This window comes from Streptomyces sp. CB01881, from assembly GCF_002953255.1.
Lineage (GTDB): Bacteria > Actinomycetota > Actinomycetes > Streptomycetales > Streptomycetaceae > Kitasatospora.
Genome location: NZ_CP026498.1, coordinates 5,111,186 through 5,133,946, shown reverse-complemented (window position 1 = coordinate 5,133,946; position 22,761 = coordinate 5,111,186). Strand labels below are relative to the sequence as shown.

The 22,761-nt window shown below is 72.8% G+C and carries 18 protein-coding genes; 13 read left to right on the top strand and 5 right to left on the bottom strand.

Annotation, left to right across the window (positions count from 1 at the left end; genetic code table 11):
• Positions 1 to 674 (top strand): RNA polymerase sigma factor (locus C2142_RS12325; protein WP_241002535.1); only part of this gene is annotated, 674 nt, incomplete at its 5' end.
• Positions 675 to 1,184: 510 nt separating this feature from the next.
• On the top strand, positions 1,185 to 1,991 hold the full coding sequence (locus C2142_RS12320) for a serine protease (protein ID WP_148644732.1): 807 nt from the start codon (positions 1,185 to 1,187) through the stop codon (positions 1,989 to 1,991).
• Positions 1,992 to 2,190: 199 nt separating this feature from the next.
• On the opposite strand, the gene C2142_RS12315 is transcribed toward C2142_RS12320, so the two are convergent.
• Positions 2,191 to 2,424 (bottom strand): hypothetical protein, encoded by a 234-nt coding sequence (locus C2142_RS12315; RefSeq protein WP_148642686.1) that lies wholly within the window; start codon positions 2,422 to 2,424, stop codon positions 2,191 to 2,193.
• A 594-nt stretch (positions 2,425 to 3,018) separates the two neighbouring features.
• Between C2142_RS12315 and C2142_RS12310 the strand changes: the two genes are divergently transcribed.
• The 6 genes from C2142_RS12310 (at position 3,019) to C2142_RS12285 (ending at position 10,280) form a co-directional block, all read left to right on the top strand.
• A complete protein-coding gene (locus C2142_RS12310; RefSeq protein WP_148642685.1) occupies positions 3,019 to 5,130 on the top strand; it encodes a DNA topoisomerase IV subunit B in 2,112 nt (703 codons plus the stop codon).
• Positions 5,131 to 5,335: 205 nt separating this feature from the next.
• Positions 5,336 to 5,806 (top strand): DUF1453 family protein, encoded by a 471-nt coding sequence (locus C2142_RS12305; RefSeq protein WP_148642684.1) that lies wholly within the window; start codon positions 5,336 to 5,338, stop codon positions 5,804 to 5,806.
• A 113-nt stretch (positions 5,807 to 5,919) separates the two neighbouring features.
• Positions 5,920 to 7,086, top strand: coding sequence for a histidine kinase (locus C2142_RS12300; protein ID WP_241002534.1), 1,167 nt, complete (start codon positions 5,920 to 5,922; stop codon positions 7,084 to 7,086).
• Positions 7,056 to 7,835 carry a response regulator transcription factor gene (locus C2142_RS12295; RefSeq protein ID WP_148642682.1) on the top strand — a complete coding sequence of 260 codons (780 nt, stop codon included), beginning with the start codon at positions 7,056 to 7,058 and terminating at the stop codon, positions 7,833 to 7,835. The genes C2142_RS12300 and C2142_RS12295 overlap by 31 nt, the downstream gene beginning before the upstream one ends.
• A gap of 124 nt (positions 7,836 to 7,959) precedes the next feature.
• Positions 7,960 to 8,544: a DUF485 domain-containing protein gene (locus tag C2142_RS12290; protein ID WP_241002533.1), complete on the top strand. Its 585-nt coding sequence runs from the start codon at positions 7,960 to 7,962 to the stop codon at positions 8,542 to 8,544.
• Positions 8,541 to 10,280, top strand: a complete 1,740-nt coding sequence (locus C2142_RS12285) for a cation acetate symporter (protein ID WP_148642681.1) — start codon at positions 8,541 to 8,543, stop codon at positions 10,278 to 10,280. The genes C2142_RS12290 and C2142_RS12285 overlap by 4 nt, the downstream gene beginning before the upstream one ends.
• Positions 10,281 to 10,394: 114 nt before the next feature.
• Here C2142_RS12285 and C2142_RS12280 read toward each other — a convergent pair whose 3' ends face one another.
• Both C2142_RS12280 and C2142_RS12275 read right to left on the bottom strand, forming a co-directional pair.
• On the bottom strand, positions 10,395 to 11,084 hold the full coding sequence (locus C2142_RS12280; RefSeq protein ID WP_148642680.1) for a response regulator: 690 nt from the start codon (positions 11,082 to 11,084) through the stop codon (positions 10,395 to 10,397).
• A complete protein-coding gene (locus tag C2142_RS12275) occupies positions 11,084 to 12,796 on the bottom strand; it encodes a sensor histidine kinase (protein ID WP_148642679.1) in 1,713 nt (570 codons plus the stop codon). Before C2142_RS12275 ends, C2142_RS12280 begins: the two co-directional genes overlap by 1 nt.
• A gap of 314 nt (positions 12,797 to 13,110) precedes the next feature.
• Between C2142_RS12275 and C2142_RS12270 the strand changes: the two genes are divergently transcribed.
• The 3 genes from C2142_RS12270 (at position 13,111) to C2142_RS12260 (ending at position 16,039) form a co-directional block, all read left to right on the top strand.
• Positions 13,111 to 13,968, top strand: coding sequence for an ABC transporter ATP-binding protein (locus tag C2142_RS12270; protein WP_148642678.1), 858 nt, complete (start codon positions 13,111 to 13,113; stop codon positions 13,966 to 13,968).
• Positions 13,958 to 14,824 (top strand): ABC transporter permease, encoded by an 867-nt coding sequence (locus C2142_RS12265; protein ID WP_148642677.1) that lies wholly within the window; start codon positions 13,958 to 13,960, stop codon positions 14,822 to 14,824. Before C2142_RS12270 ends, C2142_RS12265 begins: the two co-directional genes overlap by 11 nt.
• Positions 14,825 to 14,962: 138 nt before the next feature.
• Positions 14,963 to 16,039 carry an ABC transporter substrate-binding protein gene (locus C2142_RS12260; protein ID WP_148642676.1) on the top strand — a complete coding sequence of 359 codons (1,077 nt, stop codon included), beginning with the start codon at positions 14,963 to 14,965 and terminating at the stop codon, positions 16,037 to 16,039.
• 45 nt (positions 16,040 to 16,084) lie between these two features.
• Here C2142_RS12260 and C2142_RS12255 read toward each other — a convergent pair whose 3' ends face one another.
• Positions 16,085 to 16,987, bottom strand: a complete 903-nt coding sequence (locus tag C2142_RS12255) for a sucrase ferredoxin (RefSeq protein ID WP_148642675.1) — start codon at positions 16,985 to 16,987, stop codon at positions 16,085 to 16,087.
• Positions 16,988 to 17,072: 85 nt separating this feature from the next.
• Entirely contained in the window at positions 17,073 to 19,523 is a 2,451-nt protein-coding gene (locus C2142_RS12250; RefSeq protein WP_148642674.1) for a DNA topoisomerase IV subunit A, read from the bottom strand.
• Positions 19,524 to 19,747: 224 nt separating this feature from the next.
• Between C2142_RS12250 and C2142_RS12245 the strand changes: the two genes are divergently transcribed.
• Positions 19,748 to 21,136, top strand: coding sequence for a pitrilysin family protein (locus C2142_RS12245; RefSeq protein ID WP_148642673.1), 1,389 nt, complete (start codon positions 19,748 to 19,750; stop codon positions 21,134 to 21,136).
• Between the two features lie 20 nt (positions 21,137 to 21,156).
• Positions 21,157 to 22,524 carry a pitrilysin family protein gene (locus C2142_RS12240; RefSeq protein ID WP_148644730.1) on the top strand — a complete coding sequence of 456 codons (1,368 nt, stop codon included), beginning with the start codon at positions 21,157 to 21,159 and terminating at the stop codon, positions 22,522 to 22,524.
• The last annotated feature ends 237 nt before the right edge of the window (positions 22,525 to 22,761 follow it).

Below are 22,761 nucleotides of genomic sequence, written 5' to 3'. Positions count from 1 at the left end.
CGCTGGCCAAGCGCTACACCGGCCGCGGCATGCTCTTCCTGGACCTGATCCAGGAGGGCAACCTCGGTCTGATCCGTGCGGTCGAGAAGTTCGACTACACCAAGGGCTACAAGTTCTCCACGTACGCCACGTGGTGGATCCGCCAGGCGATCACCCGCGCGATGGCCGACCAGGCCCGCACCATCCGTATCCCGGTGCACATGGTCGAGGTCATCAACAAGCTGGCCCGCGTCCAGCGCCAGATGCTCCAGGACCTGGGCCGCGAGCCCACCCCGGAGGAGCTGGCCAAGGAGCTCGACATGACCCCGGAGAAGGTCATCGAGGTCCAGAAGTACGGCCGCGAGCCCATCTCGCTGCACACCCCGCTGGGCGAGGACGGCGACAGCGAGTTCGGTGACCTGATCGAGGACTCCGAGGCGGTCGTGCCGGCCGACGCGGTCTCCTTCACCCTGCTCCAGGAGCAGCTGCACTCGGTGCTGGACACCCTGTCCGAGCGCGAGGCGGGCGTGGTGTCGATGCGCTTCGGCCTGACGGACGGTCAGCCGAAGACGCTGGACGAGATCGGCAAGGTTTACGGGGTCACCCGTGAGCGCATCCGCCAGATCGAGTCCAAGACCATGTCGAAGCTGCGCCACCCGTCGCGCTCCCAGGTGCTGCGCGACTACCTGGACTGATCGGCAGGATCCAGGGCGGAAGCCCTGCGGAAGAGGCCCGGAGCACACCGCTCCGGGCCTCTTCGCGTGTCCGCCGGGCCCCACTGTCCTGCCGGGCGCCGCCCGAAACCTGCCCGAAACCTGCCCGAAACCCTGCCCGAGCGCCCTCCTAATCCCGTCCGAAGCCCGCCCTGGCGCCGTCCGAACCCCGTCCGAGCCTGCCGGAACCCCGTCCTAGCCTTGTCGGAACCCTGACCGGGCCCTGCCCGGATCCCGGGCGGGCACCTCCGGACTCCCTTCGCAAGCCCGGGGCCGGGTGCGTCAGCGTCCGGGTGGCCGTTGTCGCTCGTCCGGGTGGCGGCGCGGCGGGAACCGGTCGCAGGACGTAGTCGATCACCTACGCTGTGCCGGTTGCCTGCTGCCGAGCCAACTGGAGACACGGTGCTGCCCAACCCGGACCGCGCGGATCTGTCGACCGCCGCCCCGACACCGGCACGCCCGGGCGCCCGGCTGGCGCGCCACCGGGCCGCCGTGCTGGCCCTGCTCGCGGCGCTGCCCGCGCCGCTGGTCGCGCTGGGCCCGGCGGCCGCCCCGGCCCGGGCCCAGGGCCGGATCGTCGGCGGGGCCGTCGCGACCACCGCCGACCACCCGTGGATGGTGGCGCTGGCCAGCCGCCAGCAGTTCGGCACCGGCCGGTCCGGGCAGTTCTGCGGTGGCGCGCTGGTCACCCCGACCAAGGTGGTGACGGCGGCGCACTGCTTCTACGACGAGGCCAAGGGCCAGCGGGTGGACCGGCCGGGCCTCAAGGTGCTGGTCGGCCGGGACGATCTGCGCGGCTCGGTCGGCCGTGAGGTGAACGTCCAGTCGGTCTGGATCCACCCCGACTACGCCTTCGCCGCCAACATGAACGACGTGGCGGTGGTCACGCTCACCGAGTCGCAGGGCGCCAAGCCGGTGATCGGCCTGGTGGGCCAGGGCGAGACCGCGCCGTACCAGCCGGGGACCAGGGCGCAGGTCTACGGCTGGGGGGACACCGCCGGGACCGGGAACTACTCACCCGTGCTGCGCGGCGTCGACGTGCCGATCATCCCGGACCAGACCTGCGCGCAGGCCTACCCGGGCGGGCCGGACGGGCGGTTCGACGCCCGCGGCATGGTCTGCGCGGCGGAGGAGAAGGGCGGCAAGGACGCCTGCCAGGGGGACAGTGGGGGCCCGCTGGTCGTCGCGGGCCGGCTGGCCGGGCTGGTCTCCTGGGGAACCGGCTGCGCGGAGGCGGCACACCCTGGCGTCTATACCAGGATCGGCTCGGTCTCGGACGCGGTGCACTCCGTACTGTAGTTGCCGGGTCACTTTCTGACGCCGTGTCGCCGGGCCGGGCGGGAGAACCGGTGACGGTGTGACCACCGGGAGCGGTGGGCGCAGAACAGCAGAGCCGGGCGACCGGCCCCGGAAGGGGGGCCGTCGCCCGGCTCACCGGTCGCGCGCGGTGCGCGGCCGGACACAGCTCGTCGCTGGTTGCTGCTGTGGCGCCTGGGACTCAGCGCTCTTCGTCGCTGGCCGTGGCAGTGGGGGTGTTGCTGAGACGGCCGCTCTCGTCCTGTATCTCCACGGCGATCTTCTTGAGCTCGGGCTCGAACTTCCGGCCGTGGTGGGCGCAGAAGAGCAGCTCTCCGCCGCTGGCGAGTACGACGCGCAGGTAGGCCTGGGCGCCGCAGCGGTCGCAGCGGTCAGCCGCGGTGAGCGGGCTCGCAGGTGTCAGAACAGTAGTCACGTCGCCTCTTCTCTAGCTCGACGAGCTGTCGTACCAGGGTCAACATCCAACCAGGCCGAAAACGTTCCCGCTCGTGGCTTTTCTTCTTTGAGGATTCTGCTGTGTTGATGAGGACGTGCCCCGGGGGCCGGTGGTTCATGCGTACCGAATCCCAGGATCCGCCTCACGCTCGAACGCCCGATCGGGATCGGGTGCGAGGTCCGCGTAGCATAATCCTCTGCTGGGTTGGAGCATAAGCCCCGTCTCAGGCCCCGGTAGCCTGCATAACGGCAGTTCCGGAGCCTGCGCCCGGTCCCACGATCCGCCAGGACCGGTGGTACCGGGAGGAGATGGCGCTCCGGCGTCCGTCGTCCGGCGCGGAGCTTGTTCGCGCAGCGCGTACAAGCTGCGCGGGCCCCGCCCGCCGTGCTGCGCACTCGGCGGAAGGGCGCGCACACGCAGGGGAACGGCTGTCGGTGTGGTGTGCTGCACTGGCGGACGGTCCGGCTGCGGCCGGACGCCACCCCGGAACCGGCCACCCCGGAACCGGCCGGGCCGGACGTGACCGGGTCGGATGTGACCGATGAGACAGAACTTCACCGAGGAGAGTGCCGCGTGAGTGCCGAAACGACCGTGCCGTCCGCACTGCTGGCCGGCGACGACGGTTCCAACTACACCGCTCGGCACCTGCTCGTCCTGGAGGGCCTGGAGGCGGTTCGCAAGCGTCCGGGCATGTACATCGGCTCGACCGACAGCCGTGGGCTGATGCACTGCCTCTGGGAGATCATCGACAACTCCGTCGACGAGGCGCTGGGCGGCCACTGCGACCGGATCGACGTCGTCCTGCACGACGACTCCTCCGTGGAGGTGCGCGACAACGGCCGCGGGATCCCGGTCGACGTGGAGCCCAAGACCGGGCTGTCCGGCGTCGAGGTCGTGATGACCAAGCTGCACGCCGGCGGCAAGTTCGGCGGCGGCTCCTACGCGGCCTCCGGCGGTCTGCACGGCGTCGGCGCCTCCGTCGTCAACGCGCTCTCCGCCCGCCTCGACGTCGAGGTCGACCGCAACGGCCACACCCACGCGATCAGCTTCCGCCGCGGCACCCCCGGCATCTTCACCGAGACCAGCCCGGACGCCCCCTTCGAGCCGGCCAACGGCCTCACCAAGGCCCGCAAGGTCCCCAAGACCCGAACCGGTACCCGGATCCGCTACTGGGCCGACCGGCAGATCTTCCTCAAGGACGCCCGGCTCTCGCTGGAGCACCTGCACAGCCGGGCCCGGCAGACCGCCTTCCTCGTCCCCGGGCTGACCATCGTCGTCCGTGACGAGCGCCTGACCGAGAGCGACAAGGTCGAGGAGTCGACCTTCCGCTACGACGGCGGCATCGCCGAGTTCTGCGAGTTCCTCGCGCCCGACAAGCCGGTCTGCGACGTCCTGCGGCTGCGCGGCGAGGGCACCTTCAAGGAGACCGTCCCCGTCCTGGACGAGCTCGGCCACATGACGCCCACCGAGGTCACCCGCCACCTCGGCGTGGACATCGCACTGCGCTGGGGCGCCGGCTACGACACCACGCTGCGCTCCTTCGTCAACATCATCGCCACGCCCAAGGGCGGCACCCACATCACCGGCTTCGAGCGCTCGCTCGCCAAGACGGTCAACGAGGCGCTCCGCGGGAGCAAGCTGCTGCGCGTCGCCGAGGACGACATCACCAAGGACGACGCCACCGAGGGCCTCACCGCGGTGGTCACCGTCCGGCTCGCCGAGCCGCAGTTCGAGGGCCAGACCAAGGAGGTGCTGGGCACCTCGGCGGCCAACCGGATCGTCGCCGCCGTGGTCGCCAAGGAGCTCAAGGCCTTCCTGACCTCCGCCAAGAAGGACGAGAAGCTCCAGGCGCGGGCCGTCATGGAGAAGATCGTCGCCGCCGCCCGCACCCGGGTCGCCGCCCGCCAGCACAAGGAGGCGCAGCGCCGGAAGACCGCGCTGGAGACCAGCTCGCTGCCGGCCAAGCTGGCCGACTGCCGCAGCGACGACGTCGACCGCAGCGAACTCTTCATCGTCGAGGGCGACTCGGCGCTCGGCACCGCCAAGCTGGCCCGCAACTCCGAGTTCCAGGCCCTGCTGCCGATCCGCGGCAAGATCCTCAACGTCCAGAAGGCGTCCGTGAGCGACATGCTCAAGAACACCGAGTGCGCCGCGATCATCCAGGTGATAGGGGCCGGTTCGGGCCGCACCTTCGACATCGACCAGGCCCGCTACGGCCGGGTGATCTTCATGGCCGACGCCGACGTCGACGGCTCGCACATCCGCTGCCTGCTGCTGACGCTCTTCCAGCGGTACATGCGGCCCATGGTCGAGCAGGGCCGGGTCTTCGCCGCGGTGCCGCCGCTGCACCGGATCGAGCTCGTCAACCCCAAGCGCGGCCAGGAGAAGTACCACTACACCTACTCCGACGCCGAGCTGCGCTCCACCGTGCTGGAGTTCCAGCGCAAGGGCCTGCGCTGGAAGGACCCGGTGCAGCGGTACAAGGGCCTCGGCGAGATGGACGCCGACCAGTTGGCCGAGACGACCATGGACCCGCGCCACCGCACGCTGCGCCGGATCAACCTGGGCGACCTCGAACAGGCCGAGAGGATCTTCGACCTGCTGATGGGCAACGACGTCGCCCCGCGCAAGGAGTTCATCGTGGACTCGGCGGCCACCCTGGACCGCTCGCGCATCGACGCCTGAGCCGTTCGGCGACCGGGCCGTTCGACGCCTGAGCCGTTCGGCGCCTGAGCGGCCCGTTCCGCAGCGAGGCCCTCCACCCGTGGGTGGAGGGCCTTCGTGCTGCCGGGTCCACCCCCCGGTCCACCCCGGCTCCGATCAGCGGACGGCGCCGGATCCGTAGCGTCGGAGAGGTCAGCCAGCCCCTTCCGCCGGAACGGAGAGACCGATGACCGGCCTCGTCAACATCCTCGTGGTCATCGCGGTGATGGCACTGGTGATCGGCCGCCAGATGCAGGCGCGCCGCCTGGAGACCGAACGACGCTTCTGGCTGCTGCCGCTGATCCTCGTGGTGGTCGCGCTGCGCGATCCACAGATGATCGACCGTGCTCACCAGGGTGCCGCCGTAGCCCTGCTCGCCGTCTCGCTGCTGCTGGTCCTCGCGATGGGATCCGTCTGGGGCTGGACCATCCAGCTCTGGCAGGACGAGGACGGCGCGGTCTGGGCGCGGGGCACCCAGGCCACGGCGGCGGCCTGGGCGGGCATGCTCGCCATCCGGCTCGGCCTGTTCGGGGTCGGCGCGGCGCTGCACGTCCGCCAGAGCGGCAGCGCGCTGCTGCTCGGCCTGGCGGTGCTGCTGCTGGTCAGGACACTCGTGGTGAACTGGAGGGCGCGGCACCTGGAGCCCGCGTACTACTGACAGCCGGCCGTTTCCCGGGAGCCGCACCTTCGGGGGCCGTTCCCCCGGGAGCCGTGGCCGCCGGGCCCGGAAGCGGCCCGGAAACGAACCCAAGTGCCCCGATGGAGGTGCCCGTGCCCGCGCCCGGGTGGAGCTGGACCCGCTGGCCGTCCCGGGAGGGGCTGGAGCGCGAGGCCGAGAGCCCGGCGCGGCGCGCCCTCACGGCCATCGGCCGGATCGTGCTGCTCGTCACGCTCGTCCTGGGGACGTACTCCAACGGCAGGTACGACGGCTGGAGCGCCGTGGCGGCCGGGGGCGGGCTGGTCGCGTGCGTCGCCCAGGCGGCGGCCTTCCTGTGGACCAGCCGCGAACAGCGGCTGCGGTCCACCCTCGTCCTGTCCGTCTCGCTGATCGCCAGCGCCTGGCTGGCCAACTGGGGGCGGGCGTACCTGCTGGCCGACTTCGTCTGGTCCGGCCTGGCGGTCACCGCGCTGGTCCGGCTGCCGCCCGCCGCCGCGCTGGTCACGGCCGTGGTCGCGCTCGTCTCGTACGCGGTGGCGAGCTGGGCGAGCTGGCTGAGCGTCCTGGCCACGGTCGGAGGGCTCACCCTGCTCGGCTACCTGCTGCGGCTGGACACCGAGGCGCGCGGCACTGCCCGCCGGCTCCTCACCCAGGAGCGGGCGGCCCGGGCCGCCGAGGCGGAGACCGCGGCGCTCGCCGAACGGGCCAGGATCGCCCGGGAGATCCACGACGTGCTCGCCCACAGCCTCTCCGCGCAGCTCGTCCACCTGGAGGCGGCCCGGCTGATGCTGGACGCCGGCACCGACCGGGAGCAGGTCCGCGAACGGGTGGTGGCCGCCCGGCGGATGGCGCAGGACGGGCTGGCCGAAACCCGGCAGGCGCTCTCCGCGTTGCGGGGCGAGTTCACCCCGGTCGGGGAGTTCCTCGTGGAGCTGACGGGGCGTGAGCGGGCCGTCCTCTCGGTCACCGGCACGCCGCGTCCGCTCGCGGCCGAGGCAGGGCTCGCGGTGCGGCGCACGGCGCAGGAGGCGCTGACCAACGTGCGCAAGCACGCCTCCGGCACACGCTGCACCGTCGAACTGCGCTACCTGCCGGAGGAGGTGGAGCTGGAGGTGCGCAACACCCGCCCGGCGCGCGGCGAGTCGGCCGGGGAGCTGGCGGCCAGCGGCAGCGGGTACGGTCTGCTGGGGATGCGCGAACGCGCGGAACTGCTCGGCGGCACCCTGCTGGCGGGCCCGGACGAGGGAGGATGGCGCGTGCTGCTGAGGGTGCCGTCGTGAGCGCGGTCCGCGTGGTGGTCGCGGACGACCAGACGGTGGTGCGCGAGGGCATCGTCATGCTGCTCGGGCTGCTGCCGGGGATCGAGGTGGTCGCCGCCGCCGCCGACGGCGAGGAGGCCGTCGCCCTGGTGGAGCGGCACCACCCGGACGTGGTCCTGATGGACCTGCGGATGCCCCGCTGCGACGGCGTCGAGGCGACCCGCCGGATCCGGTCCGCCCACCCGGAGACCGAGGTGGTGGTGCTCACCACCTACGCCGACGACGACTCGCTGTTCCCCGCGTTGCAGGCCGGGGCGCGCGGCTACCTGACCAAGGACGCCGGCGGCGAGGAGATCGCCAGGGCCATCGCGGACGTCCGCTCGGGCGCGGCGGGGCTCTCACCGCAGGTGCAGCTGCGGCTGCTGGAACGGCTGGCGGACGCGGCCCCCACGGCCGGGCCCGCCCCCGCCGCCGCTCCCGGCACGAGCCCCTCCCCGAGCTCATCCCCGAGCTCGTCCCCGACCCGGCCCGCGGCCTCCCCGGCGGCGCCCACGGGCGAGCTGCCGGACGGGCTGACCGCCCGTGAGGCCGAGGTGCTGGCGCTGATCGCCGACGGGCTCTCCAACGCCGAGATCGCCCGGCGGCTGTTCGTCAGCCCGGCCACGGTGAAGACCCACATCAACAACCTGTTCGCCAAGACCGCCGTCCGGGACAGGGCGCAGGCGGTCGCGTACGCCTTCCGACACGGGATCACCGGTACGCAGCAGTAGTCCGATGAGTGTCTGTCGGATCATCGATCACCTCATCGAGTGAACGTATCTGCAATGGGAGTTGGCGGGGTTTGCGGGCCTCCATCATGGTTTGGTCAGTACACCCCTCGGCTCAGGAGCAGTAGTGCCACAGCAGCAGACGAGCAGCCCCGGTCAGGGGCAGCGATTCGACTGGTGGGCCGCTCCCGCCGCCTCCGCCCCACCCGGTCGGTCCGCCGAGGAGCCGCCCCCGGCACAGGCGCCGACCCCGGTGCCGTACACGGTGCCGTACACGGCACCGGCGCAGGCGCGGCTCACGGCACCGGCACCGGCCGAGCCGTCGGTCCGGCCGGTCCGCGGGGACGCCGTGCCCCCGCAGGCACCCGGGCAGCCCGCCGCCCCGCCGGCCGTCGACAGCAGCACCGAGGTGTACCGCGCCGTCCAGGCCAGCGACGCCTTCCAGGACATCAAGCGCGGCTACCGGGCCTTCGTCTTCCCCGCCAGCGCCGCCTTCCTCGGCTGGTACCTGCTGTACGTCGCGGCCCAGGCCGGTGCGCCCGGCGTCATGCGCACCCGGATCGCCGGCCCGCTCAACGTGGCCTGGCTGCTGGGGCTGCTGCAGTTCGCCTCGACCTTCCTGCTCACCTGGCTCTACGCCCGCAACGCCCGCACCAAGCGGGACCGGGCCGCCCTGGAGCTCCGCTGGGACACCCAGGACCAGCTGCGATGAGGACCGCCACCCCGCCCCCCGTCGCCCCCACCGGGGACCACCACGACCTGGCCATCGTGCTCTTCGCCGTCATCGTCCTCGTCACCCTGGGCATCACCCTGTGGGTGGGCCGCCGAGGCAGCGCGGCCGAGGACTTCTACGCCGGCGGCCGCGACTTCACCCCGTTGCAGAACGGCTTCGCGCTCTCCGGGGACTACCTCTCCGCCGCCTCCTTCCTCGGCGTCGCCGGGCTGATCGCGCTCTACGGCTACGACGGCGTGCTCTACAGCATCGGTTTCCTGGTCGCCTGGCTGGTGGTCCTGATGCTGGTCGCCGAACTGGTCCGCAACGCCGGCCGGTACACCCTCGCCGACGTGCTGGCCCTGCGGCTGCGCCGCCGCAAGGTCCGGGCGGCGGCCGGCGGCGCCAGCGTCGTCGTCACCCTGCTCTACCTGGTCGCCCAGATGGTCGGCGCGGGCAGCCTGGTCGCCCTGCTGCTCGGCACCAACAGTTCCGGGGCCCGGACCTGGACCATCGTCGCGGTCGGCGGGCTGATGATCGTCTACGTGACGATCGGCGGGATGCGGGCCACCACCTGGATCCAGATCGTCAAGGCCGTCCTGCTGGTGGCCGGTTCGGTGCTGCTCACCGTGCTGCTGATGGTCCGCTTCCACGGGGACGTCGCCGAGCTGATGCGCCAGGCCGCCCAGCACAGCGGCGCCGGGCAGCGGTACCTGGAGCCGGGGCTCAAGTACGGCGGGAGCGTCACCAGCAGGCTGGACTTCTTCAGCCTCGGCCTGGCCCTGGTCCTGGGCACCGCCGGGCTGCCGCACATCCTCTCCCGCTTCTACACCGTGCCCACCGCACGGGCCGCCCGGCGCTCGACGATGTGGGCGATCGGGCTGGTCGGCGGCTTCTACCTGATGGCCATCGCGCTCGGCCTGGGCGCCACCGCCCTGGTCGGCTCGGCCGAGGTCCGGCACGCCAACCCGGCGGGGAACACCGCCGTCCCGCTGCTGGCCCTGGTCCTCGGCGGCGGCAACGGCTCCACCGGCGGGGTGCTGCTCTTCGCACTGATCTCGGCGATCGCCTTCGCCACCATCCTCGCCGTGGTCGCCGGGCTGACGCTCGCCTCCTCGGCGGCGTTCGCCCACGACATCTGGGCGGGCGCCTGGCGCGACCGTCCGCGCCGCCGCCCCCGGGGCCGCCGGGCCGCCGTCCCGGCCTCCCGGCGGGCGCGCGCGAGGGCGGCCGCCGGCGGACGGGCGGCCGGTGGGAGCGGTGCCGGTGAAACGGCCGCCCGGCTCTCCGAGCAGCAGGAGGTCGGCGTCGCACGGATCGCCGCCGTGGGGATCGGGGCGGTCGCGATCGCGCTCAGCCTCTTCGCCCAGCAGCTGAACGTCGCCTTCCTGGTCGGCCTGGCCTTCGCCGTCGCCGCCTCGGCCAACCTGCCGGTGCTGCTGTACAGCCTGTTCTGGCGGCGGTTCACCCCGCGCGGTGCGGTCTGCTCGGTCTACGGCGGGCTCATCCCGGCGGTGGTGCTGGTGGCCTTCTCGCCGGTGGTCTCCGGCAGCAAGATGGCGCTCTTCCCGGGGATGGACTTCCACTGGTTCCCGCTGGAGAACCCGGGCATCGTCTCCATCCCGCTGGGCTTCCTGGCCGGCTGGATCGGCACGGTCACCTCGCCCGAGCCGGCCGACCCGGACCGCTACGCCGAGCTGGAGGTCCGCTCCCTCACGGGCGCCGGGGCGGCCTGAGCGGCACTCCTCCCGAACCCCGGCGGGCCTGGGACCCGCCGGGGTTCGGCACGTCCGGGCCCAGGTGCGGACCGGCCGGCACGTGGCCCGGGCGCGGACCGGCCGGCAGGTGACTCAGGTGCGGACCGCCAGCACGTAGCGGTGCTCGGGCCGCCCGGTGTCGCCGTAGCGCAGGGTCAGCCGCAGCCGGTTGTCGCGCTCCAGCTGCTTGAGGTAGCGCTGCGCGGTGGAGCGGCTCAGCCCCGTGGCGTCCGCGACCTCCTGGGCGGAGAGCGGCCGGCCGGCCCGGCGCAGCACGCCGAGGACCAGGTCGGTGGTGGGCGCGGAGTGGCCCTTGGGCAGGGCGGCCGCCGGGGCCGCCGCGCTGCGCAGGGTCGCGAACAGCCGGTCCACCTCGTCCTGGCCGGCCTCACGGGCGGCGGGCCCGGCGAGCGCGTGCCGCAGCTGCGCGTAGGCGACCAGCTTCTCCCGCAGCCCGGCGAAGCTGAACGGTTTGACCAGGTACTGCAGGGCGCCGTGCTGCATCGCGGCGTGCACGGTGGAGACGTCCCGGGCGGCGGTCACCATCATCACGTCGCAGGTGATGTCGCGCTCGCGCAGCCGGCGGACCAGGGCGAGACCGGTCTCGTCCGGGAGGTGGTGGTCGAGCAGCAGCAGGTCGACCGGGCGGCGTTCCAGCGCGGCCAGCGCCTCGGCGGCCGAGTGCACGGTGCCGGTGACCCGGAAGCCGGGCACCTTGGCCACGTACGCGGCGTGCACGTCGGCGACCCGGAAGTCGTCGTCCACCACGAGTACGTCGATCATCACGCCTCCACGAGCGGTGCGGTGAGCTGGTCCCCCGGGTGCGGCACATCGGCGGTGGGCAGGGCCCCCTCGGCAAGGGACTCTGCGGGCAGCGGTCCGCCGTGCAGACCGCCGGAGGCCGCGTCGCACATGCCCCCGTCGTGCAGGGCCTCGGGCAGCTCGACGGTGAACCGGGCGCCGCCGAGCGGGCCGCCGTCCAGCACGATCCGGCCGCCGGTCCGTTCGACCAGCCGCCGCACCATCGCCAGCCCCAGCCCGCGCGGCCGGTGCGCGGGCGCGTCCTTGCTGCTCCACCCCTCCTCGAAGACCCGCTCGCGCAGCTCCTCCGGCACGCCCGGGCCGCTGTCCGCGACCTCGATCAGCAGGGTGGAGCCGGCCGCGGCCAGGGTCACCGCCACCCGGCCGCCGCCGCCCGGCGCCAGCGCGTCCACGGCGTTGTCGATCAGGTTGCCGAGCACGGTGACCAGCGTCCGGGTGTCCACCACCGCGTCCGGCAGGTGCGCCGCCGGGGCGACCACCAGCCGGACGCCCCGCTCGCCGGCCACCGCCGCCTTGCCGGCCAGCAGCGCGGCGACGTGCGGGTCCTGCACCTGCTCGGCGATCCGCGCCGCGACCGCCGCGTGCGAACCCGACTGCTCGGAGATGAACGCCACCGCCTGCTCGTGCCGGCCGAGCTCCAGCAGCCCCAGCAGGGTGTGCATCCGGTTGGCGTGCTCGTGGTCCTGCGCCCGCAGCGCCTCGGTGAGGCTGCGGGTGGTGTCCAGCTCGCGGACCAGTGACTCCAGCTCCGTCCGGTCGCGCAGTGTCACGACCGCGCCGCCCTCGGCCGTCGCCATCCGGTTCACCACCAGCACCCGGTCGTCGCGGACGGCCGGCAGGTCGGCGCCGGTGATCTGGCCGGCCAGCACGTCGGCCAGCCGGCCGGGCGGCAGGACCTCGTCGATCGGCCGCCCGGCGCAACCCGCGGGCAGGCCGAGCAACCGGACCGCCTCGTCGTTGGCCAGCCGGATCCGGCCGCGCTCGTCCAGCGCCACCATGCCCTCGCGGATGCCGTGCAGCATCGCCTCGCGTTCCACCAGCAGCGCCGAGATGTCGGCCACCGCGATGTTGTGGGTGCGCCGCTTCAGCCGGCGGGCCAGCGCCAGGGTGGCGACGGTGCCGGCGGCCAGGCCGGCGCCCGCACAGAGCAGGATGCCGGTGAGCATCTTCAGCAGCCGCCGCCGGATCGAGTCGTCGCTGATCCCGACCGACACCTCGCCGACGATCCGCCCGCCGGCGATCCGCAGCGGCACCTTCCCGCGCGCGGTGCGGCCCAGGGTGCCCTCCTGGATGGCGGTGACGCTGCGGCCGCCGAGCGCCGGCTCCGGGTCGGTGGAGACCCGTTGGCCGATCCGGTCCGGATCGGTGTGCGAGAGCCGGATCCCGTCGAGGTCGGTGACCACGACGAAGCTGGCGCCGGTGGCCAGCCGGATCTGCTCGGCGTTGCGCTGCGCCGTCGCGGAGTCGCGCGCCTCGGCGGCCCGGGCGATCACCTCGTCACTGGCGGTGGCCTGGGCGATCGACAGCGCGCGCTGCATCGCGTCGTGGTCCAGCTCGGAGCTGACCGGCGCGAGGAACAGGCCTGCGGTGACGACGGTGACGCCGACGGTGACCACGGTCTGGCTCAGCAGCAGCTGGGCGAAGACCCGGCGGGGCCAGCGGGGGTGCTTCATCCGGGCCTCCTCTCGGCGGGCTCGCGGGCGGGCGTACGGGCGGGGCGGGGTGCTACGGGTGCCTGCCTCCGGTCCGGCGGGCGGTCGGGCCGGGCGGTCGGGCCGGGCGGGTGCCCCTCGGTCCGGGCGGGCGGGTGGTCGGCACACCCTATGTTTCCGAGGTGTTTCTGTCAGCCGCGTCCCCGTTGTTGTAGCGGAAGCAAAACGAGCAGAACAGCCCTCAACGCGGAGAACCCGCAGTACGCCGAGAAGCCTCCCGCCGCCGCCCCGGTCGCTCCTAGCCTCCCGGAGCAAGCAGAGACCCGGGAGGTCCCATGAGCAAAACCCCCGCGACAAGCCGGGTACCGGATCCGGTGGCAGCCCCGGCGGCTGCCCCGGCGATCGAGCTGACCGGCGCGACCAAGCGGTTCCGCACCCCGTCCGGCACCCTGCACACCGCCGTCCGCGATCTCGACCTGACCGTGGCGGAGGGCGAGTTCGTCGCCGTCGTCGGCCCCACCGGCTGCGGCAAGTCCACCACGCTGACACTGGTCAGCGGTCTGGAGGAGCCCACCGAGGGCGACGTCCGGGTGTACGGCGAGCCGGTCGACGGGATCAACCCGCAGGTCGGCTTCGTCTTCCAGCAGGACGCCGTCTTCCCCTGGCGCACCGTCCTGTCCAACGTCATGGCCGGCCCGCGCTTCCGCGGCGTCCCGGCCGCCGAGGCCCGGGAGCGGGCCCGCGACTGGCTGAACCGGGTCGGCCTCGGCGCCTTCGAGGACCGCTACCCGCACCAGCTCTCCGGAGGCATGCGCAAGCGCGTCGCGCTCGCCCAGACCTTCGTCAACGACCCGCGGATCCTGCTGATGGACGAGCCCTTCTCGGCGCTGGACGTGCAGACCCGCGCGTTGATGTCCGACCAGTTGCTGGAGCTGTGGGCCGGTACCGGGTCCTCGGTCGTCTTCGTCACCCACGACCTGGACGAGGCGATCGCGCTGGCCGACCGGGTCGTCGTGATGACGGCCGGCCCGGCCACCGTCAAGGAGGTCTTCACCGTCGACCTGCCGCGCCCGCGTACCGTGGAGGCCGTCCGGCTGGAGCCGAGGTTCGTCGAGCTCTACCGCGAGATCTGGGCCTCGCTCGGCGAAGAGGTGCGCATCACCCGTGAGAGAGGAGCGGGTCGTGCCGCTTGAGACCGTGGTCGCCGCCGAGTCGGCGGCCGTGCCCACCACCAGGACCGAGGCCCGCGAACGGGCCGCCCGCAACCGGAGGCTGGGGGTGTACGGGGCCCGGGTCGCGGTGCTCGTCGCCTTCCTCGGGCTCTGGGAGCTGTGCGCCCGCACCGACGTGATCGACCCGTTCAACTTCTCCCAGCCGTCGAGGATCTGGGCGCAGATCTGGCAGTGGACCACCCACGGCACCGCCCAGGGCTCGCTCGGCGAGCAGATCGGCTACACCCTCTACGAGGCCCTCACCGGCTGGGTGATCGGCGTCACCGGCGGCGTGCTGCTGGGCATCGCGCTCGGCCGGATCCGCTTCCTGGCCGACGTGTTCGGGCCCTACATCAAGGTGCTGAACGCCATCCCGCGCATCGTGCTGGCCCCGATCTTCCTGATCTGGTTCGGCCTCGGCCCGGCCTCCAAGGTGGCCTCCGCGGTGGTCCTGGTGTTCTTCCCGGTCTTCTTCAACGCCTTCCAGGGCGCCCGCGAGGTGGACCGCAACCTCGTCGCCAACGCCCGCATCCTGGGCGCCGACAACCGCAGGGTCACTCTCCAGGTGGTCATCCCCGCCGCCACCACCTGGATCTTCACCAGCCTCCACGTGAGCTTCGGCTTCGCACTGATCGGGGCCATCGTCGGCGAGTACATCGGCGCCACCAAGGGCCTCGGCCTGCTCGTCGCCGCCGCCCAGGGCACCTTCAACGCGGCCGGCGTGTACGCGGCCATGACCATCCTGGCGGTGGTCGCGCTGCTCACCGAGGGGCTGCTGACCTTCGCCGAGAAGAGACTCTTCCGCTGGAAGCCCGCCGACTCCGGCGACGGCCGCTGACCCCCCGGTTCCCGCCGCCCGTTCCCGCCGCCCGTTCCCGCCGTCCCCCTCGGCTCCGCCCCTTCCCGTCCGCCCCGCCGTCCCCCTCGGCTCCGCCCGTTCCCGTCTTCCCGCAGTCCGTAGAGAGGCACCCCACCCATGCGCCCGAACCCGACCGGCAGAGTCGCCGCAGCCGCCCTCGCCGCCGTCCTGCTCCTCCCGCTCGCCGCCTGTGCCAACGACGCCGCCTCCACCTCCCACAACGGCGCAGCCCCGGCAGGCCAGAAGGTCGACGGGCCCAAGGTCAAGATCATGGTCGGTGGCCTGGACAAGGTCATCTACATGCCCGCCATGCTCACCCAGCGCCTGGGCTTCTTCGCCGAGGCCGGCGTCAACGTCGAGCTGATGAGCGAACCGGCCGGCGTCAACGCCACCACCGCCCTGCTCGCCGGCGACGTCCAGGGCGCGGTCGGCTTCTACGACCACACCATCGACCTCCAGGCCAAGGGCAAGAACGTCGAGTCGGTGGTCCAGTTCTCCCAGGCCCCCGGCGAGGTCGAGATCGTCTCCGCCAAGCAGGCCGACGCCATCAAGTCCGGCGCGGACTTCAAGGGCAGGAAGCTCGGCGTCACCAGCATCGGCTCCTCCACCGACTTCCTCACCAAGTACCTCGCCGTCAAGAACGGCACCGCGGTGGCCGACTTCAGCCCGATCGCGGTCGGCGCCGGCCAGACCTTCATCGCCGCGCTCCAACAGGGCTCCATCGACGCCGGCATGACCACCGACCCCACCGTCGCCAACATCCTCGACAAGGGCCTCGGCAAGATCCTCTACGACATGCGCACCCCCGAGGGCTCGCGCGCCGCGCTCGGCGGGCTCTACCCCTCGTCCTCGCTCTACATGAACACCGACTGGGTGGAGAAGAACAAGGACACCACCCAGAAGCTCGCCAACGCCTTCGTGAAGACCCTCAAGTGGATGTCCACCCACAGCCCCGAGGAGATCGCCGCGAAGATGCCCGCCGACTACGCACAGGGCGGCGCCGAGCAGTACGCGGCCGCGATCAAGGCGACCCTGCCGATGTTCACCACCAACGGCGTGATGCCCGCCGACGGCCCCGGGACCGTCCTCGCCGTCCTCGCCGCCTTCCACCCGGACGTCAAGGGCAAGGAGGGCTCCATCGACCTCTCCCGCACCTACACCACCGAGTTCGTCGGCAAGGCCGCCACCGGCTGAACCCGCGCCGACGGTCCCGCGCCCACCCCCACGGGCGCGGGGCCGTCACACCTCCCGCAGGGCCGTCACGGTCATCCGGGACGGCGTGCCCGCAGCCTTGCCGCAGCTCTCGGGGCGGGGCGGCTCACTCGCGCCCTCGGCGATCTCGACCTCCCAGACGCGGCCGTCCTCGTGGCTCACCGTCACCAGCCAGCGGCCCGCACCGGCCGGCCGCTGCGTCAGCGCCAGCGCGTCCACCCCGGTCTCGCCGCTGGCCAGCCGGACCGCGTGGTCGGCCGCCTGGCCCGGGCGCTCCCAGCCTGAGCAGCCGCGCGACCACTCGGGCACCATGTGCCCGGCCGCCGTCGCCGCCAGGACCTCCTTCGCGGACTCCGCCGTCAGCCGGCCGTACGCGTAGCCGTACGGCAGCACCAGCATGGTGGGGGAGAAGCGGTGCCCGCCGAGGTGCGTCACCTCCCACACCTCGCTGTGCCCGGCCACCGCCAGCTCGGCCGCCAACGGCCGGCCCAGCAGCGCACAGCAGCGGTCCCGCCGGCCGTTGGTGCACACCAGGGCCACCGGCCCGCCGACGTGCTCCGCACCGAACCCGCCGTGCTCCCCGGCGCCCAGCGCCGCGAAGTCCAGGGCCAGCAACTCCGCCGGATCCGCCACCCCGGCCCGCCGCACCCAGCCCCGCCCCGGCACGGTGTGCGCCACGATCACCTCGTGGCGCGCGGCCGGCAGACAGTCGGCATGCCGCCCCGGCCGCCGGATCAGCGCCACCCGCACGCCGGTCCCCGCCGCGGCCGCCTCCAGCGCCCGCCCGACCGCCGCGTCCAGATGGCTCTCCGCCAGCGCCTTGGCCCCCCACGGCCCGCTCTGCTCGACCAGCAGCCAGGTCGTGGCGGTCGCCGCCGTGGCGGCCAACGGCTCCGACAGTTCACGCGACAACGTCGCACAAGTGCTCACGCAGGTCAGGCTACCCGTACCGAAATGACCGTGGCGGGACACCGAGAGGTGCCCCGCCACGAGTCCGATCCGCCGGCCGGCGCCGCTACGCCGGGCCCGCGACCACCGCGATGGGCGTCGTCACCGGAGTGCCCGAGCCGTCACGACGCGGGTCGCGCTCCGGGAGGTCGACCGGCGCACCCTTCGCGGTCGCCGCACGGGCCGGCGACGGGCCGGCCCACGCGAAGGTGAGCGACTCCTCGCCCCGCAGGAAGCGCTGGCAGCGGACACCACCGGTCGCACGGCCCTTGCGCGGGTACTGCTCGAACGGGGTGACCTTCCAGGAGCTCTGCTCCTCACCGGTCAGCGTGCCCGCGGCACCCGCCACCGAGACCACCACCGCGTCGGCCGCCGGGTCCACCGCCGTGAACGACAGCACCCGGGCACCGTCCGACAGCTTGATGCCGGCCATGCCGCCCGCCGGACGGCCCTGCGGACGGACCTGGCCCGCCGGGTAACGCAGCAACTGGGCGTCGGAGGCGATGAAGACCAAGTCCTCCTCGCCGGTGCGCAGTTCGACCGCGCCGACCACCTCGTCACCATCCTTGAGGGCGATCACCTCGAACTCGTCCTTGTTGGCCGGCCACTCGGGCACCACCCGCTTGACGACACCCTGCGCCGTCCCCAGCGCCAGACCCGGCGAGGACTCGTCCAGCGTCGTCAGCGCCAGCGCCCGCTCACCCGCCTCCAGACGCAGGAACTCGCCCACCGCGGCGCCGCCCGCCAACGTCGGCGACGGCGTCGGAGGCAGCGCCGGCAGGTCGATCACCGGCAGCCGCAGCACCCGGCCCGCCGACGTCACCACACCCACGTCCGCACGCGCCGTCGCCGGCACCGCCGACACGATCACGTCGTGCTTCGACCGCTTCTCCGACAGCTCGAACGGCTCGCCGTCCGCCGTCCGCGCCAGCAGACCCGTCGACGAGAGCAGCACCCGGCACGGATCGTCCGCCACCTCCAACGGCACCGCCAGCGACGCCGACGGAACCGCACCCGCCTCCAACAGCACCGTCCGCCGCTCCGTGCCGAACTGCTTGCCCACCGCGGCCAGCTCCGCCGACACCACACTGCGCAGCCGCGCGTCCGACTCCAGGATCTCCGTCAGCTCGGCGATCTCCGAGTTGAGCTTCGCCTGCTCCTGCTCCAGCTCCACCCGGTCGAACCGGGTCAGCCGGCGCAGCGGAGTGTCCAGGATGTACGCCGTCTGGGTCTCCGACAGCGAGAAGCGCTCCATCAGGCGCTCCTTCGCCTGCGCCGCGTTGTCGCTCGACCGGATGATCGCGATGACCTCGTCGATGTCGACCAGCGCCACCAGCAGACCCTCGACCAGGTGCAGCCGCTCCTGCCGCTTGCGGCGCCGGAAGTCGCTGCGCCGGCGGATGACCTCGAAGCGGTGGTCGACGTAGACCTCCAGCAGCTCCCGCAGCCCCAGCGTCAGCGGCTGGCCGTCCACCAGTGCCACGTTGTTGATGCCGAAGGTCTCCTCCATCGGCGTCAGCTTGTAGAGCTGCTCCAGCAGCGCCTCCGGCACGAAGCCGTTCTTCACCTCGATCACCAGCCGCAGCCCGTGCTCGCGGTCGGTGAGGTCCTTGACGTCCGCGATGCCCTGCAGCTTCTTCGCGTTGACCAGGTCCTTGATCTTCGAGATCACCTTCTCCGGGCCGACGTTGTACGGCAGCTCGGTGACCACGATGCCCTTGCGGCGGGCGGAGACCGCCTCGATCGTCGTGGTGGCGCGGATCTTGAAGGTGCCGCGGCCCGACTCGTACGCGTCCCGGATGCCCGACAGGCCGACGATCCGCCCACCCGTCGGAAGGTCCGGACCGGGGACGAACCGCATCAGCGTGTCCAGGTCCGCGTTCGGGTGCTTGATCAGGTGCCGGGCCGCCGCCACCACCTCGGACAGGTTGTGCGGCGGCATGTTCGTCGCCATGCCGACCGCGATACCCGTCGCACCGTTCACCAACAGGTTCGGGAAGGCGGCCGGAAGCGCCAGCGGCTCCTGCTCACTGCCGTCGTAGTTCGGCCCGAAGTCGACGGTGTCCTCGTGGATCGACTCCACCATCGCCATCGACGCCGCCGTCAACCGCGACTCCGTGTACCGCATCGCGGCCGGCGGGTCGTCGTTGCCCAGCGAACCGAAGTTCCCGTGCCCGTCGATCAGCGGCAACCGCATCGAGAACGGCTGCGCCATGCGCACCACGGAGTCGTAGATCGACGCGTCGCCGTGCGGGTGCAACCGGCCCATCACCTCGCCGACCAGGCGCGCGCACTTCACGTGCCCCCGCTCCGGCCGCAGGCCCATTTCGTTGGCCTGGTACAGGATCCGCCGGTGCACCGGCTTCAGACCGTCCCGCGCGTCGGGCAGCGCACGCGAGTAGATCACCGAGTAGGCGTACTCCAGGAAGGAGCCCTGCATCTCGTCCACGACGTCGACATCGAGGATGCGCTCCTCGAAATCTCCGGGCGGCGGGGTCTGCGAACTGCGGCGGGCCATCGCGGCGGGGCTCCCTTGCATCTGTCTGACACGTCTGTCTGCTTCGGATCACGGCTCAGCGCCCCCATTGTGGACCCTTCCACCGACACTCCCGGCCAGCGCCCCTCTTCCGCCCCTGGCGAACGCCCCGTCCGCGCGGACACATCCACGCCCTTCGCGCGTTGCACCACAATGGGGACGCCACACGAAGCCCCCGACATCGACGACGGGAAGGACCCGAGCGCATGGCCAACCCGGCCCCCGCATCCGCCTCCACCGGAGGAACTGGCGCTGCCATCGCCATCACCGAGCACCGCCTGGCCAACGGCCTGCGCGTCGTCCTCTCCGAGGACCACCTCACCCCGGTCGCAGCCGTCTGCCTCTGGTACGACGTGGGCTCCCGCCACGAGGTGAAGGGCCGCACCGGACTGGCCCACCTCTTCGAGCACCTGATGTTCCAGGGTTCCGCGAACGTCTCCAACAACGGCCACTTCGAACTGGTCCAGGGCGCCGGCGGCTCCCTCAACGGCACCACCAGCTTCGAGCGGACCAACTACTTCGAGACCATGCCCGCCCACCAGCTGGAGCTCGCCCTCTGGCTGGAGGCCGACCGGATGGGCTCCCTGCTCGCCGCCCTCGACGACGCCTCGATGGAGAACCAGCGCGACGTCGTCAAGAACGAGCGCCGCCAGCGCTACGACAACGTCCCCTACGGCACCGCCTTCGAGAAGCTCACCGCGCTCTCCTTCCCCGACGGCCACCCGTACCACCACACCCCCATCGGCTCCATGGCCGACCTGGACGCCGCGACGCTGGAGGACGCCCGCACGTTCTTCCGCACCTACTACGCGCCCAACAACGCCGTCCTCTCCGTCGTCGGCGACATCGACCCCGAGCAGACCATCGCCTGGGTCGAGAAGTACTTCGGCAGCATCCCCGCCCACGACGGCAAGCAGCCCCCGCGCGACGGCGCCCTCCCCGACACCATCGGCCGCGAACTGCGCGAGGACATCCGCGAGGACGTCCCCTCCCGCGCCCTGATGGCCGCCTACCGCCTCCCGCACGACGGCACCCGCGAGGCCGACGCCGCCGACCTCGCCCTCACCATCCTCGGCAGCGGCGAGTCCAGCCGCCTCTACAACCGGCTCGTCCGGCGCGACCGCACCGCCGTCGCCGCCGGCTTCGGCCTGCTCCGCCTCGCCGGCGCCCCCAGCCTCGGCTGGCTCGACATCAAGACCTCCGGCGACGCCACCATCGAGCAGGTCGAGACCGCCGTCGACGAGGAGCTCGCACGCTTCGCCGCCGAAGGCCCCACCGCCGCCGAACTGGAGCGCGCCCAGGCCCAGATCGAGCGCGAATGGCTCGACCGGCTGACCACCGTCGCCGGCCGCGCCGACGAACTCTGCCGCTACGCCGTCCTGTTCGGCGACCCCAAGCTGCTGGGCAGCGCCCTGACCAAGGTGCTGGACGTCACCGCCGAGGAGGTCCAGGCGATCGCGCAGGCCCGCCTCCACCCGCAGAACCGGGCCGTCCTCGTCTACGAGCCCACCACGGCCGACGACGCCGACGACACCGGCACCGACGCCGACCAGACCGCCACCGACGCGACCGAAGAGGAGGGCGCTGCCGCATGAGCACGGACTACGTCCCCGCCATGACGTTCCACCCCCAGCCCGAGCCCGGCACCCCCAGCCCGTGGGCCTTCCCCGCCCCCGAGCGCGCCGCCCTCGGCAACGGCATCACCGTCCTGCACTGCGACCGCCCCGGCCAGCAGCTCGTCGCCGTCGACATCCTCCTCGACGCCCCGCTCGCCGCCGAGCCCGACGGCCTCGACGGCATCGCCGGCATCCTCGCCCGCGCCTTCAGCGAGGGCACCGAAACCCTCACCGCCGAGGAGTTCGCCGCCGAGCTGGAGCGCGCCGGCGCCACCCTGGACGCCCACGCCGACCACCCCTGCATCCGGGTCTCCCTCGAAGTCCCCGCCAGCCGGCTCCAGCGCGGCCTCAGCCTCCTCGCCGACGCCCTGCGCGCCCCCGCCCTCCCCGAGGACGAGATCGAGCGCCTCGTCGCCAACCGGCTCGACGAGATCGTCCACGAGCAGGCCAACCCCGCCCGCCGGGCCGCCAAGGCCCTCTACGCCGAGCTCTTCGACGGCGCCGACCGGCTCTCCCGCGCCCGCGGCGGCACCGCCGACACCGTCAAGTCCATCGACCGGGCCGCGGTCAAGGCCTTCTACGACGCCCACATCCGGCCCGCCACCACCACCGTCGTCGTGGTCGGCGACCTCACCGGCACCGACCTGCCCGCCCTGCTCGAAGCCACCCTCGGCACCTGGACCGGCACCGACGCGGCGGCGAGCACGCACGCCCCCGTCACCGCCGACGACACCGGCCGCGTCGTCATCGTCGACCGCCCCGGCTCCGTCCAGACCCAGCTGCTGATCGGCCGCATCGGGCCCGACCGGCACGACCCGGCCTGGGCCGCCCAGATCCTCGGCACCTACTGCCTCGGCGGCACCCTCACCTCCCGCCTCGACCGCGTCCTGCGGGAGGAGAAGGGCTACACCTACGGCGTCCGGGCCTTCGCCCAGCCGCTGCGCTCCCCGGCCGACGGCACCGGCCGCGCGCTGCTGGCGATCAGCGGCTCGGTGGACACCGCCTCCACCGCCCCGGCGCTCGCCGACACCTGGACCATCCTGCGCACCCTCGCCGCCGAGGGCCTCACCGACGCCGAGCGCGACGACGCCGTGCAGTTCCTGGTCGGCGTGGCCCCGCTGAAGTACGAGACCGCGGGCTCGGTCGCCGGCACCCTGGCCGACCAGGTCGAGCAGCACCTGCCCGACGACTACCAGGCCGAGGTCTACCGGCAGCTCGCCGTGCTCCCCACGGCCGCCGCCACCGAGGCCGTGGCCGCCGCCTTCCCGCCGGACCGCCTGGTCACCGTCCTGGTCGGCGACGCCGCCGCGTTCGCCGACGACGTCCGCGCGCTCGGCATCGGCGAGGTCACCGTGATCACCACCTGATACGGCCGAGAGGCCTGAACCGCCTTACGGGCAGGGCCCGGTGGAGCACTGCGCTCTGCCGGGCCCGCCGCGTTTAAATCCCTTGCGGGGCGTGATCGCCCTATGGGTAGATATCCCCGGCAGCCGGTACACACACGGAGAGGAGGCGGTCACCATGCGGGTCGAGCCGACCATACAGCGCTCCCCAAGGCCGTCCTCCCGATGCCCCTACGCGGCCTGAGCACCGCGCACCCCTGA